Source organism: Streptomyces sp. NPDC047017 (assembly GCF_040644175.1).
Lineage (GTDB): Bacteria > Actinomycetota > Actinomycetes > Streptomycetales > Streptomycetaceae > Streptomyces.
This window is the reverse complement of record NZ_JBEYVW010000023.1, coordinates 101,919-115,080: the sequence shown is the minus strand read 5'-3', so window position 1 is coordinate 115,080 and position 13,162 is coordinate 101,919. Positions and strand designations below refer to the sequence as shown.

Genomic DNA, 13,162 nt, shown 5'->3' with positions numbered 1-13,162 from the left:
AAGGCAGGGCCCTCGGACGCACACAGGGTGCGTCCGAGGGCCCGGCAGCCCCGGCAGGAGCGCTTGTGAGGAGTGTTCCCCGGTGCGCGGCGCCCGGTCCGGCTAGCGCTCGACGTCGCCGCGGATGAACTTCTCGACGTTCTCGCGGGCCTCGTCGTCGAAGTACTGGACCGGCGGGGACTTCATGAAGTACGAGGAGGCCGAGAGGATCGGGCCGCCGATGCCGCGGTCCTTGGCGATCTTCGCGGCGCGCAGGGCGTCGATGATGACACCCGCGGAGTTCGGGGAGTCCCAGACCTCAAGCTTGTACTCCAGGTTCAGCGGGACGTCACCGAAGGCGCGGCCCTCCAGGCGGACGTAGGCCCACTTGCGGTCGTCCAGCCAGGCCACGTAGTCGGACGGGCCGATGTGGACGTTCTTCTCGCCGAGGTCCCGGTCGGGGATCTGGGAGGTGACGGCCTGCGTCTTGGAGATCTTCTTGGACTCCAGGCGCTCGCGTTCGAGCATGTTCTTGAAGTCCATGTTGCCGCCGACGTTCAGCTGCATCGTGCGGTCCAGGATGACGCCCCGGTCCTCGAACAGCTTCGCCATGACGCGGTGCGTGATGGTGGCGCCGACCTGCGACTTGATGTCGTCACCGACGATCGGGACGCCCGCCTCGGTGAACTTGTCCGCCCACTCCTTGGTGCCGGCGATGAAGACCGGGAGGGCGTTGACGAAGCCGACCTTGGCGTCGATGGCGCACTGGGCGTAGTACTTCGCCGCGTCCTCGGAACCGACCGGCAGGTAGCAGACGAGGACGTCGACCTGCTTGTCCTTGAGGATCTGGACGATGTCGACCGGCGCCTCGGCGGACTCCTCGATGGTCTGGCGGTAGTACTTGCCCAGGCCGTCGAGGGTGTGGCCGCGCTGGACCGTCACACCGGTGGAGGGGACGTCGCAGATCTTGATGGTGTTGTTCTCGGAGGCGCCGATGGCGTCCGCGAGGTCCAGGCCGACCTTCTTCGCGTCGACGTCGAAGGCGGCGACGAACTCGACGTCACGCACGTGGTAGTCGCCGAACTGCACGTGCATGAGGCCCGGGACCTTGGACGCCGGGTCGGCGTCCTTGTAGTACTCGACGCCCTGCACCAGCGATGCGGCGCAGTTGCCCACGCCGACGATGGCTACGCGAACCGAACCCATTCCGGTTGCTCCCTGTGTGTACTCGGTGAAGCCCCGACGGGACCTCACGTGGCGGTGTCGCCGGGCGTATCCGGCCGGGAAGGCTCCCCGGACCGGGGCAGGCCGCCCGTCGCTCCATTGGTGGTGTCCTGCTGAGCGGTTCCCCCCGCGGCGGAACCCTTGAGGTCCCGCCCGGCCCGCTCGCTCTCGATCAGCTCGTTCAGCCAGCGCACTTCGCGCTCCACGGACTCCATGCCGTGGCGCTGGAGTTCGAGGGTGTAGTCGTCGAGGCGCTCCCGGGTGCGTGCCAGGGAGGCGCGCATCTTCTCCAGGCGCTCCTCCAGACGGCTGCGGCGGCCCTCCAGCACGCGCATGCGCACATCGCGCGAGGTCTGCCCGAAGAAGGCGAAACGCGCGGCGAAGTGCTCGTCGTCGTACGCGTCGGGGCCCGTCTGGGAGAGCAGCTCCTCGAAGTGCTCCTTGCCCTCGGCCGTCAGCCGGTAGACGATCTTGGCGCGGCGCCCCGCCAGCGGAGCGGCGAGGGCGTCCTCGGTGGTGTGGCCCGGCTCCTCGGTCAACCAGCCGCTCGTGACCAGCGTCTTGAGGCAGGGATACAGCGTGCCGTAGCTGAAGGCCCGGAACACGCCCAGTGATGTATTGAGTCGTTTGCGCAGCTCATAGCCGTGCATCGGGGACTCGCGGAGCAGGCCGAGTACGGCGAACTCAAGGATTCCGGAACGCCGGCCCATCGTCGCCTCCTCTCTGCCGCGACCCGCCGGTGGCGGGTGCCGTGACGGTCTTTATGCCGTGCTGATGTATCGACTCGATACATCCAGACGATAGAACGGCCCCGCGCGCGCGACAAGAGGGGGTGGAGTGAACGGGATCACATCACCGTTTCGTTGGAGCCAAGTTGCCTGATTTGGGGTGAACTTCGGGGACCGGTGGGTTTTGGCGGTGCGTAGTCTGTCCGCCATGCACAACGCCGGGAACCACGAGGCGCCCGGGGGCGTCCTCGTCCTCGGTGCAGTACGGGTGAATGCGAGATCGGCCACATCCGTACTTCGGGGGGACCGACCGGAGACCAGCCGCTGTTGTTTCCAGGCGCGCAGGGGCGCGCCTGCCCGAGGAGTAGTCGTTCGATGAGCGAGCACCGTCGCAAACCGCCGCAGCCGCAGGGAGGCGGACGTGCCGCGGCCCGACGCGGCCAGTCCGGCTCGTCCTCGGGCCGCCGTGCGGCACCGCGAGGCGCCACCGGTTCCGCCGCCGACTCCTATGGGGCGACGTCCCATGGGTCGGGCGCGTACGGCGCGGGAGGTGAGGAGCGCCCCGTCGGCGGGCGTGCCGAGGCGCGCCGGGCGGCGCAGCGCGGCGGCCGGCGCCGGGGAGGCGACTCCCAGGGCCCCGGCGGCCCCTCGGGACCGGGGCGCGGCCGGGGCCGCACGGCGCCGCCCGCCAAGAAGCGGTTCATCGACTACCCGCGGGCCGGCAAGTTCGGCTGGCGCCGCTGGATGCCCTCCTGGAAGCTGGTGACCGGCCTGTTCATCGGCCTGGTCGGCAGCATGGTGGCGGTGGCGGGCATCGGGTACGCGATGGTGAGCGTGCCGGACCCCGCCAAGACGGCGACCGCCCAGAACAACGTGTACTACTGGGCCGACGGCAGCGAGATGGTGCGCACGGGCGGTGAGATCAACCGCCAGAACATGAACTACTCGGACATCCCCAAGGAGATGCGGTACGCCGTCATCTCCCAGGAGAACAAGACCTTCGAGACGGACAACGGCGTCGACCCGAAGGGCATCGCGCGCGCCCTGTTCAACATGGCACGCGGCGGGCAGACCCAGGGTGGCTCGACCATCACCCAGCAGTACGTCAAGAACGCGATGCTGGACGACCAGTCGCAGACCGTCTCGCGCAAGTTCAAGGAGATCTTCGTCGCGATCAAGGTCGGCGCGAAGGTCCCCAAGCCCGACATCATGGCCGGGTACCTCAACTCGTCGTACTACGGACGCGGGGCCTACGGCCTCCAGGCGGCCTCCCGCGCGTACTTCAACAAGGACGCCAAGCGCCTGGACGCCGGCGAGTGCGCGTTCCTCGCGGCGGTGCTCAAGGGCGCCACCTACTTCGATCCGGCCGGTTCGGTCTCGATCGACCCCGCGGCGACCCCCCAGGCCAACACGAAGCGCATCACCTCGCAGATGCAGGACACGCTCGACAAGATGGTCGAGTACCACCATCTGAGCGCCACCGAGCGGGCCAAGTACACGGCCCTCCCGCACTGGGAGAGCCCGCGGTCCAACACCCGGCTGAGCGGCCAGGTCGGCTATCTCGTCGACCTCGCCAAGTCCTACATCATCAACAACACCAAGATCACCGCCGACCAGCTCCAGCAGGGCGGCTACCAGATCCACACGACCTTCGAGAAGAACAAGGTCGACGAGCTGAAGTCCGCGGTGGAGAAGGTCCAGAAGGCCAACATCGACCCCAAGAAGCGCCCGCAGACCGACACCCACGTGCAGTTCGGCGGCGCCTCGGTGGATCCGGCGTCCGGCGCCATCAAGGCGATCTACGGCGGTGAGGACTGGACCAAGCACTTCACCGACAACGCCGACGCCACCGGTGCCCAGGTGGGTTCGACCTTCAAGCCCTTCGTGCTCGCGGCGGCCATGCGCGACGGCGTCCGCAGCCCGAACGGCCCGGAGACGCAGGCGCAGGACGAGCGCACCCCGGTCTCGCCCAAGAGCCGCTTCAGCGGCCAGAACAAGCTGAAGATCAAGAAGTACGACGGCTCGGTCTGGAAGGACGAGAACGGCAACGAGTGGCTGCAGACCAATGACGGCAACCAGCCCTACGGCGACCCGCCGGACTACATGATCGACCTGCGCGAGGCGATGCGCGAGTCGGTGAACTCCGCCTTCGTGCAGCTCGGCATGGACGTGGGCCTGGACAAGGTCAAGCAGGCGGCGCTCGACGCGGGCCTCAAGGACAACAGCCTGGCCGGCACCACCTTCCCGTCCTTCTCGATCGGTACCTCGGACCCCAGCGCCATCCGCATGGCGGGCGCGTACGCCACGTTCGCCGCCAGCGGCAAGCAGAACGAGCCGTTCTCCGTCTCGCTGATCCAGAACCAGGACGGCCAGGTCTACAAGCACGAGAACCAGGCCAAGCAGGCGTTCACCGCGCAGGTCGCCGACAACGTCACCGACGTCCTGAAGACCGTGGTCGACAAGGGCACGGGCACCCACGCCCAGCTGCCCGGCCGCGAGGTGGCCGGCAAGACCGGTACCACCGACGGCAACAAGTCGGCCTGGTTCGTCGGCTACACCCCGCAGCTGTCCACCGCGATCAGCATGTTCCGCCTCGACGACGACGCGAACAACAAGGCGCGCACGTTCCTGGAGATGTACGGGACCGGCGGTCAGAAGAAGATCCACGGCGCCTCGTTCCCGTCCGACATCTGGCGCGACTACATGACGCAGGCGCTCAAGGGCACGCAGGTCGAGACGTTCCCGGAGCCCCAGCCCATCGGCGAGGTCATCAACGCCGCGCCCAGCCACACGCCCACTCCCACGGTCACGGAGAGCCACCAGACCACCCCGCCGCCCTCGTCCCCCTCGCCGACCAAGACCCAGACCACCCCGCCTCCCTCGCCGTCCACGACCCACTGCGGCATCCTGGGCTGCGACGACGGTGGCGACAGCGCGGGCGACGGCGGTGACGGGGGTGACGGCGGCGACGGAGGTCCCGGCGGCGGAGGCCAGCCGTCACCGACGAGGACGCACGGCAACGGCCCAGGAGGCAACGACAGCGTCGGCACCAGCCGGGGCGGGGGCTGGCTCGGCTAGGGCGATCAGCCAAAGAGCCGGTCCCCGGGACCGCCGTTTCACGTGAAACACGGGCCGCCGCACCCACCGGGTGTGGCGGCCCACGGCGTGTTCCCGGACGCATACGGCAGGATGTGCCGCATGCCCAGTGCTGAATCGACGCAAGCGAGCACGCGCGAGCCCGGCCCGGTGCGGCCGACCGAGGAGGACCCGGTCGCCCGCGCCGGCAGCGAGGTGATCGGCGGCCCCCTGGGGCGGCACGCCCTGCTCGGGACGTCCTGGTGGACGCCCGTGCGGGTGGTCGCGCTCGTGGCGATCGGCATGTTCGCCCTCGGCCTGGTCCAGAAGGCGCCGTGCTACCACAGCGCCTGGTTCTTCGGCGCCAGCTCGCAGTACACCAAGGCGTGCTATTCGGACATCCCGCACCTCTACCAGGGGCGCGGCTTCGCCGACGGTCTCGTCCCGTACTTCGACAAGCTCACCGGCGACATGCCGTACCTCGAATACCCGGTGCTGACCGGGCTGTTCATGCAGGTGGCCTCCTGGCTGACCCCGCACAGCGGCAGCATCCAGCACCAGGAGCAGTGGTACTGGATGGCCAACGCCGGACTGCTGATGATCTGTGCGGCCGTCATCGCGGTGTGCGTGACGCGGACGCACGCCCGCCGCCCGTGGGACGGCCTGCTGGTCGCCCTGGCACCGGCCTTCGCGCTGACCGCGACCGTCAACTGGGACCTGCTGGCGGTCGCCCTGACGGCCGCCGCCCTGCTGATGTGGTCACGGGGCCGCCCCCTGGCCTTCGGCGTCCTGCTCGGGCTCGCCACGGCCGCCAAGCTCTATCCGGTGGTCCTGCTCGGACCGCTGCTGGTGCTGTGCTGGCGGGCGGGCCGGTGGCGGGAGTTCGGCCGGGCCCTGGGCGGCGCCGTCGCCGCCTGGCTGGTCGTGAACCTGCCGGTGATGGCCTTCGCGAGCGACGGATGGTGGCAGTTCTACAAGTTCAGCCACGACCGGGGCATCGACTTCGGTTCCTTCTGGCTGATCTGGACCGAGAAGTCGGGCAGCCCGCTCAGCACGGACTTCGTGAACACCATGGCCACCGGGCTGGTGGTGGTGAGCTTCCTCGGGATCGCGGCGCTGACCCTGACCGCCCCGCGCCGGCCGCGCTTCGCACAGCTCGCCTTCCTGATGGTGGCCGCCTTCGTCCTCACCAACAAGGTCTACTCGCCGCAGTACGTCCTGTGGCTGGTCCCGCTGGCCGCGCTGGCACGCCCCAAGTGGCGGGACTTCCTGGTCTGGCAGGCGTGCGAGGTGGCGTACTTCCTCGGCATCTGGATGTACCTCGCGTACACGACGAGCGGCGACGCCCACAAGGGGCTGCCGTCGGACGGATACCTCTGGGCGATCGGCGTGCACCTGGCGGGAACGCTCTACCTGTGCGCGGTCGTGGTGCGCGACATCCTCGTACCGGAACACGACGTGGTGCGCCGGGGCGGGGTGGACGATCCCTCCGGCGGGGTGCTCGACGGCGCGGAGGACGACTTCGTCCTCGGCGCGGCGGCGGACCGTGCGTACCGTCGCGCGGCGCGGTTCGACGCGGAGCCCGTGGAATGGGACGGCGACCCCGAGACCGCACCCGATGGGCGCTCGTCCGACGGGCGTTCGCTCTGAGCGAACAGCGGTCCGGAGCGGCGGAACGGGTGGGCCGGACCCCCGCGAAGGCCCGCACAGCGTCCCTTGAAGGGCAGGTGAAAGGCCGTGCCCGGAAGACTCCGGGCACGGCCTTTCACCTGGCGCCAGGCGCCATACGCCAGGTCAGCGGTCCACGATCCGGTCGAACTGCGTGGTGGTGTGCCGCAGATGGGCCACCAGCTCGTCCCCGGCCTTCGGCTCGGGAGCGTCCGAGGGCACGAACAGGATCGAGACCTGCATGTGCGGCGGCTCGGCGAACCAGCGCTGCTTGCCGCCCCAGACGAACGGCGAGAGGTTCCGGTTCACGGTGGCCAGGCCGGCCCGCGCCACGCCCTTGGCGCGCGGCATGACGCCGTGCAGCGCCTTGGGGGCCTCCAGGCCCACCCCGTGCGACGTACCGCCCGCCACGACCACCAGGAAGCCGTCGGAGGCCGCCTTCTGCTGCCGGTAGCCGAACCGGTCGCCCTTGGCCACCCGGGTGACGTCCAGGACCGCGCCGCGGTACTCGGTGGCCTCGTGGTCGCCCAGCCACAGCCGCGTGCCGATCCGGGCGCGGAACCGCGTCTGCGGGAACTGCTGCTGCAGCCGGGCCAGTTCCTCGGCCTTGAGGTGGCTGACGAACATGGTGTGCAGGGGCAGCCGGGCCGCGCGCAGCCGGTCCATCCAGCCGATGACCTCCTCGACGGCGTCCGAGCCGTCGGTGCGGTCCAGCGGCAGATGGATGGCGAAGCCCTCCAGGCGGACGTTCTCGATGGCCGCGTGCAGCTGCGCCAGCTCCTGCTCGCTGACGCCGTGCCGCTTCATCGAGGACATCACCTCGATGACGACCCGGGCCCCGACGAGGCCGTAGACCCCGTCGATGGACGACACCGAGCGGATCACCCGGTCGGGCAGCGGCACGGGCTCCTCGCCGCGCCGGTAGGGCGTCAGGACCAGCAGGTCGCCGCCGAACCAGTCCTTGATCCGGGCGGCCTCGTAGGTCGTGCCGACGGCGAGGACGTCCGAGCCCAGCCGGGTGGCCTCCTCCGCCAGCCGCTCGTGGCCGAAGCCGTAGCCGTTGCCCTTGCAGACCGGGACCAGGCCCGGGAACTGCTCCTGTACGTGCTTGTGGTGCGCACGCCAGCGCGCGGGGTCGACGTAGAGCGTGAGCGCCATGGCCGGACCTGGAACCTTTCTCGCGGCAGCGGTGGATCAGAGGTGGGGACGCGCGCGACGGGAACGGCGCGCGCGGTGGGGGGTTGGGGGGTCAGCGGCGCGACATGTAGATGTCGAGCGCCTTGTGGAGCAGCTTGTTCAGCGGGAAGTCCCACTCGCCGAGGTACTCGGCGGCCTGGCCGCCGGTGCCGACCTTGAACTGGATCAGGCCGAACAGGTGGTCGCTCTCGTCCAGCGAGTCGGAGATGCCGCGCAGGTCGTAGACGGTGGCGCCGAGGGCGTAGGCGTCGCGCAGCATGCGCCACTGCATCGCGTTCGAGGGACGGACCTCACGGCCGATGTTGTCGGAGGCGCCGTAGGAGTACCAGACGTGCCCGCCGACGATCAGCATCGTGGCGGCCGCCAGGTTCACCCCGTTGTGCCGGGCGAAGTACAGCCGCATGCGGTTGGGGTCCTCGGAGTTGAGGGCCGACCACATGCGCTGGAAGTACGACAGCGGGCGCGGCCGGAAGTGGTCGCGCACCGCGGTGATCTCGTACAGCCGCTGCCACTCCTCCAGGTCGTGGTAGCCGCCCTGGACGACCTCGACGCCGGCCTTCTCGGCCTTCTTGATGTTGCGGCGCCACAGCTGGTTGAAGTTCTTGTGGACCTCTTCCAGGGACCGGTTGGCCAGCGGCACCTGGAAGACGTAGCGCGGCTGGACGTCGCCGAACCCGGCGCCCCCGTCCTCGCCCTGCTGCCAGCCCATGCGGCGCAGCTTGTCGGCGACCTCGAAGGCGCGCGGCTCGATGAAGTCGGCCTCCATGTCGCGCAGGCGCTTGACGTCCGCGTCCTGGATGCCGCGCTTGATGGTCTCGGAGTTCCAGCGGCGGATGATGACCGGCGGCCCCATCTTGACCGAGAAGGCACCCTGGCGCTTGAGGTGGGCCAGCATCGGCTGGAGCCAGTCGTCGAGGTTCGGCGCGAACCAGTTGATGACCGGGCCCTCGGGCAGATAGGCCAGATAGCGCTTGATCTTGGGCAGTTGGCGGTACAGGACGAGACCGGCGCCGACCATCTGACCGGTGCGCGCGTCGAACCATCCGAGGTGCTCCGAGCGCCACTCCGCCTTGACGTCCGCCCAGGCCGGAACCTGCATGTGACTCGCCGCCGGCAGGCTCTGGATGTAGGCCAGATGCTGCTCGCGGCTGATGGTCTCCAGGGTCAGGCTCATTCGGGGCGCTCCTCGGGCTGGCGTGTCCCCATGGGGTCAGGGGCTCCGGCTCTCGCGCCGAAGCCTACTGCGCCAGGGGAGCGCGCAGACTGGCCGCACACCACCTTCGCCGCCGCCTGTCACCCGGCGGCGGCGCGTCGCGGTACGCGCGGACGGCGCCCGCGGGGTGCGGCGGGCGCCGTCCGCGCGGGACGGCCGGGGTGCCCGGCGTCAGCCGAAGAGACCGCCGAAGAGACCGCCGTGCGCCATGCCGAGGAAGAAGCCGACCGCGGAGGCGCCCAGTCCGAGGATCAGACCGAAGCGCTCGCGGGTGGTCACCGAGATCCACTGGCCGTACGCGCCGGTGAGGATGCCCGCCAGCCCGGCCCAGGAACTCAGCAGGTGCAGGCCGTGGAAGAAGAGCCCGGTGATGAACGCGACCACGCCCAGCACCAGGGTCACCGCGAGCAGCGTGTCCTGGAGGGGGTGGGGCTTCCCGTCCGTGGCGAAGAGGCCGTTCTTGGCGGCGGTGTTCGGTCGCAACGTCTGTGCCATGGGGCACCTCCCGCGAAAGGCGGCGCTGTGTAGCGCCGTGCACACCCGAGGTGTCCAGATTGCCGGGTCCTGCGCCCCGATTTCAACCGGAAGCGGGGGTGCGGGTAGTCTGTACCGTCTGCACTCGTGTCTGCCCAGGCAGGCCACAGGTCAACCTTCACGGGCCGGCCTGGGACCGCCTGGCGAATCCGCCGTCCGACCCTGGTTGTCAGTGCCGGCTGATTTACTGGCAAGCACGATTGCGCACGCATCACAACCCTCCTGCCACGGAACGACCGTGGCCGCTGAGTCCGAAGGAGGTGGGTTCCACATGCGTCACTACGAGGTGATGGTCATCCTCGACCCCGATCTCGAGGAGCGCTCTGTCTCCCCGCTGATCGAGAACTTCCTCTCTGTCGTCCGTGACGGCGGCGGAAAGGTCGAGAAGGTCGACACCTGGGGCCGTCGTCGTCTCTCGTACGAGATCAAGAAGAAGCCCGAGGGCATCTACTCGGTCATCGACCTGCAGGCCGAGCCTGCGGTCGTCAAGGAGCTCGACCGCCAGATGAACCTGAACGAGTCGGTCCTCCGGACCAAGGTCCTCCGCCCCGAGACCCACTGAGCCACTCGGCTCAGCCGGCCTCGGGATCCGAGTAGCAGCACCAGCAGCCAGCAGCAAACCCGCCGAGAGGTACCCCCATGGCAGGCGAGACCGTCATCACGGTCGTCGGCAATCTTGTCGACGACCCCGAGCTGCGCTTCACCCCTTCCGGTGCGGCGGTCGCGAAGTTCCGTGTCGCGTCCACGCCCCGCACCTTCGACCGCCAGACGAACGAGTGGAAGGACGGCGAGAGCCTGTTCCTGACCTGCTCGGTCTGGCGTCAGGCGGCGGAGAACGTCGCGGAATCGCTCCAGCGAGGCATGCGCGTCATCGTGCAGGGCCGGCTGAAGCAGCGGTCCTACGAGGACCGTGAGGGCGTCAAGCGCACGGTCTACGAGCTGGACGTCGAGGAAGTCGGCGCCAGCCTGCGCAACGCCACGGCCAAGGTCACCAAGACCGCCGGCCGCGGTGGCCAGGGCGGCTACGGCGGCGGTGGCCAGGGCGGCCAGGGTGGCGGCGGCTGGGGCGGCGGCTCCGGCGGCGGCCAGCAGGGCGGTGGCGGCGCTCCCGCCGACGACCCGTGGGCCACCGGTGCTCCCGCCGGTGGCAACCAGGGCGGCGGCGGCTGGGGCGGCGGCTCCGGCGGCGGCTCCGGCTCCGGCGGCGGTGGCGGCTACTCGGACGAGCCCCCCTTCTAGACCTGCGCGCCGGTCCCCCGCGGGGCCGGGCCGGGTCGAGGAGCGGGCCGTACCCACACTTCTTGATCACACAGGAGAAACACCATGGCGAAGCCGCCTGTGCGCAAGCCTAAGAAGAAGGTCTGCGCTTTCTGCAAGGACAAGGTCACGTACGTGGACTACAAGGACACGAACATGCTGCGGAAGTTCATTTCCGACCGCGGCAAGATCCGTGCCCGCCGCGTGACCGGCAACTGCACGCAGCACCAGCGTGACGTCGCCACGGCCGTCAAGAACAGCCGTGAGATGGCGCTGCTGCCCTACACGTCCACCGCGCGCTAAGGGAGGGTGACCGAATCATGAAGATCATCCTCACTCACGAGGTCTCCGGCCTCGGTGCCGCGGGCGACGTCGTCGACGTCAAGGACGGTTACGCTCGCAACTACCTGATCCCGCGGAAGTTCGCCATCCGCTGGACCAAGGGCGGCGAGAAGGACGTCGCGCAGATCCGTCGTGCGCGCAAGATCCACGAGATCCAGACCATCGAGCAGGCCAACCAGATCAAGGCCCAGCTCGAAGGTGTGAAGGTCCGCCTGGCCGTCCGCTCGGGCGACGCCGGCCGTCTCTTCGGTTCCGTCACCCCGGCCGACGTCGCTTCGGCGATCAAGGCCGCCGGTGGTCCCGAGGTCGACAAGCGCCGCATCGAGCTGGGTACGCCCATCAAGACCCTGGGCGCCCACGAGACGTCCGTGCGTCTGCACCCCGAGGTCGCTGCCACGGTGGCCCTCGAGGTCGTCGCGGCCTGATCGCCGCGTCCGGCTGGAGTCAGCCGGGGAAGGGGCCGTGCCCGGTCGGGTACGGCCCCTTCCTCTTGCCTCCCGCTCGCCGCCTCGCGCTCCGGGCGGCCGCCGCCTCTCCGTGGCACGGCGTGTTTCACGTGAAACCGCGCCGGACGGGGGCCGGTCCGCTCAGCGCGTCGCGCCCGTCACCAGCCAGCGGCCCGACCGGGTGCGCAGCCACAGGGTCAGCATGCGTACGGCCATCATGAGCGTCATCGCCGCCCACACGGCCGTGAGGCCGCCGCCGAGGACGGGCACCAGCAGGGCCGCGGGGGTGAAGACCGCCAGGGTCACCAGCATCGCGCCGGCCAGGTAGGGGCCGTCACCGGCTCCCATCAGGACGCCGTCGAGGACGAAGACGACACCGCAGACCGGCTGGGAGAGCGCGACCATCAGCAGGGCGGGAAGGGCGGCGTTGCGCACGGTGGAGTCGTCGGTGAACAGGGGCAGGAACGCCGGACGTGCCACGATCACCAGCAGGCCGAGCACGACCCCGGCGGCGATGCCCCACTGGACCATGCGCCGGCAGGCGTCCCGGGCCCCCTCGACGTCCCCGGCGCCCAGGTACCGGCCGATGATGGCCTGCCCGGCGATCGCGATGGCGTCGAGCGCGAAGGCGAGCAGGCTCCACAGCGACAGGATGATCTGATGGGCGGCGACGTCCGCGTCCCCCAGACGCGCGGCCACCGCGGTGGCGATCATCAGGATGGCCCGCAGGGAGAGCGTACGGACGAGCAGCGGGACACCTGCCTGCGCGCAGGCCCTGATCCCGGCGGCGTCCGGGCGCAGGGAGGCGCCGTGCCGCCTGGCCCCGCGGACGACCACGGTGAGGTAGACCGCGGCCATGCCGCACTGGGCGATGACGGTGCCCCAGGCGGAGCCCGCGATGCCGAGTCCCGCGCCGTAGACGAGGCAGGCGTTGAGCCCGGCGTTGGCGACGAAGCCCGCGACCGCGACGTACAGCGGGGTCCTGGTGTTCTGCAGCCCGCGCAGGACCCCGGTGGCGGCGAGCACGACGAGCATGGCGGGGATGCCCAGGGCGGAGACCCGCAGATAGGTCGTCGCGTACGGGGCGGCCGTGTGCGAGGCGCCGAAGAGGTCCACCAGGGCGGGCGCGGTGGGCAGGACGACGGCGATGACGGCGGCGCCGAGCAGCAGCGCCAGCCATACGCCGTCCATGCCCTGGCGGATCGCGGCCTGGAGGTCGCCGGCGCCGACGCGGCGCGCGACGGCCGCGGTGGTGGCGTAGGCGAGGAAGACGAAGATGCTGACGGCGGTGGTCAGCAGGGCCGAGGCGACACCGAGTCCGGCGAGCTGGGCCGTGCCGAGGTGGCCGACGATCGCGCTGTCGGCCAGCACGAAGAGCGGCTCGGCGACGAGGGCGCCGAAGGCCGGGACGGCGAGCGCGACGATCTCTCGGTCGTGCCGGCGCCGGGTGGCCGCGGGGCGCGCGGGGGCCTGGGTCATGGAGGCCAATCTAATCGTCC

12 protein-coding genes are annotated in these 13,162 nt (G+C 70.1%); 6 read left to right on the top strand and 6 right to left on the bottom strand.

The window, feature by feature from the left end; all coding sequences use genetic code 11:
- Window positions 1-102 precede the first annotated feature (102 nt).
- Together ABZ858_RS31560 and ABZ858_RS31555 are read right to left on the bottom strand one after the other, a co-directional pair.
- A complete protein-coding gene (locus tag ABZ858_RS31560; protein ID WP_361386313.1) occupies window positions 103-1,185 on the bottom strand; it encodes an inositol-3-phosphate synthase in 1,083 nt (360 codons plus the stop codon).
- A gap of 44 nt (window positions 1,186-1,229) precedes the next feature.
- The gene (locus ABZ858_RS31555; protein ID WP_361386310.1) at window positions 1,230-1,913 is read right to left on the bottom strand and encodes a helix-turn-helix transcriptional regulator; all 684 of its coding nucleotides are present in this window, start codon (window positions 1,911-1,913) and stop codon (window positions 1,230-1,232) included.
- A gap of 393 nt (window positions 1,914-2,306) precedes the next feature.
- On the opposite strand from ABZ858_RS31555, the gene ABZ858_RS31550 reads away from it, so the two are divergent.
- Window positions 2,307-5,009: a transglycosylase domain-containing protein gene (locus tag ABZ858_RS31550; protein ID WP_361386307.1), complete on the top strand. Its 2,703-nt coding sequence runs from the start codon at window positions 2,307-2,309 to the stop codon at window positions 5,007-5,009.
- Window positions 5,010-5,120: 111 nt separating this feature from the next.
- Window positions 5,121-6,656 (top strand): glycosyltransferase 87 family protein, encoded by a 1,536-nt coding sequence (locus tag ABZ858_RS31545; RefSeq protein WP_361386428.1) that lies wholly within the window; start codon window positions 5,121-5,123, stop codon window positions 6,654-6,656.
- Window positions 6,657-6,800: 144 nt separating this feature from the next.
- Here the strand turns inward: ABZ858_RS31545 and ABZ858_RS31540 are convergent, their stop codons facing one another.
- The 3 genes from ABZ858_RS31540 to ABZ858_RS31530 form a co-directional block, all read right to left on the bottom strand.
- Window positions 6,801-7,832 carry an alanine racemase gene (locus tag ABZ858_RS31540; protein ID WP_361386304.1) on the bottom strand — a complete coding sequence of 344 codons (1,032 nt, stop codon included), beginning with the start codon at window positions 7,830-7,832 and terminating at the stop codon, window positions 6,801-6,803.
- 91 nt (window positions 7,833-7,923) lie between these two features.
- Window positions 7,924-9,045, bottom strand: a complete 1,122-nt coding sequence (locus ABZ858_RS31535) for a peptidoglycan bridge formation glycyltransferase FemA/FemB family protein (RefSeq protein WP_361386301.1) — start codon at window positions 9,043-9,045, stop codon at window positions 7,924-7,926.
- 210 nt (window positions 9,046-9,255) lie between these two features.
- Window positions 9,256-9,579, bottom strand: a complete 324-nt coding sequence (locus tag ABZ858_RS31530; protein ID WP_361386298.1) for a hypothetical protein — start codon at window positions 9,577-9,579, stop codon at window positions 9,256-9,258.
- A gap of 310 nt (window positions 9,580-9,889) precedes the next feature.
- Here ABZ858_RS31530 and rpsF point away from each other — a divergent pair, with 310 nt between their 5' ends.
- From rpsF to rplI, 4 genes are all read left to right on the top strand, one after another.
- Window positions 9,890-10,180, top strand: a complete 291-nt coding sequence (rpsF, locus tag ABZ858_RS31525) for a 30S ribosomal protein S6 (protein WP_019324683.1) — start codon at window positions 9,890-9,892, stop codon at window positions 10,178-10,180.
- A gap of 77 nt (window positions 10,181-10,257) precedes the next feature.
- On the top strand, window positions 10,258-10,857 hold the full coding sequence (locus ABZ858_RS31520) for a single-stranded DNA-binding protein (protein WP_361386295.1): 600 nt from the start codon (window positions 10,258-10,260) through the stop codon (window positions 10,855-10,857).
- Window positions 10,858-10,941: 84 nt separating this feature from the next.
- The gene (gene rpsR / locus ABZ858_RS31515) at window positions 10,942-11,178 is read left to right on the top strand and encodes a 30S ribosomal protein S18 (protein WP_003949403.1); all 237 of its coding nucleotides are present in this window, start codon (window positions 10,942-10,944) and stop codon (window positions 11,176-11,178) included.
- 17 nt (window positions 11,179-11,195) lie between these two features.
- A complete protein-coding gene (rplI, locus tag ABZ858_RS31510; RefSeq protein ID WP_361386292.1) occupies window positions 11,196-11,642 on the top strand; it encodes a 50S ribosomal protein L9 in 447 nt (148 codons plus the stop codon).
- A gap of 162 nt (window positions 11,643-11,804) precedes the next feature.
- Here rplI and ABZ858_RS31505 read toward each other — a convergent pair whose 3' ends face one another.
- Window positions 11,805-13,142, bottom strand: coding sequence for an MATE family efflux transporter (locus ABZ858_RS31505; protein WP_361386289.1), 1,338 nt, complete (start codon window positions 13,140-13,142; stop codon window positions 11,805-11,807).
- Window positions 13,143-13,162 lie beyond the last annotated feature (20 nt).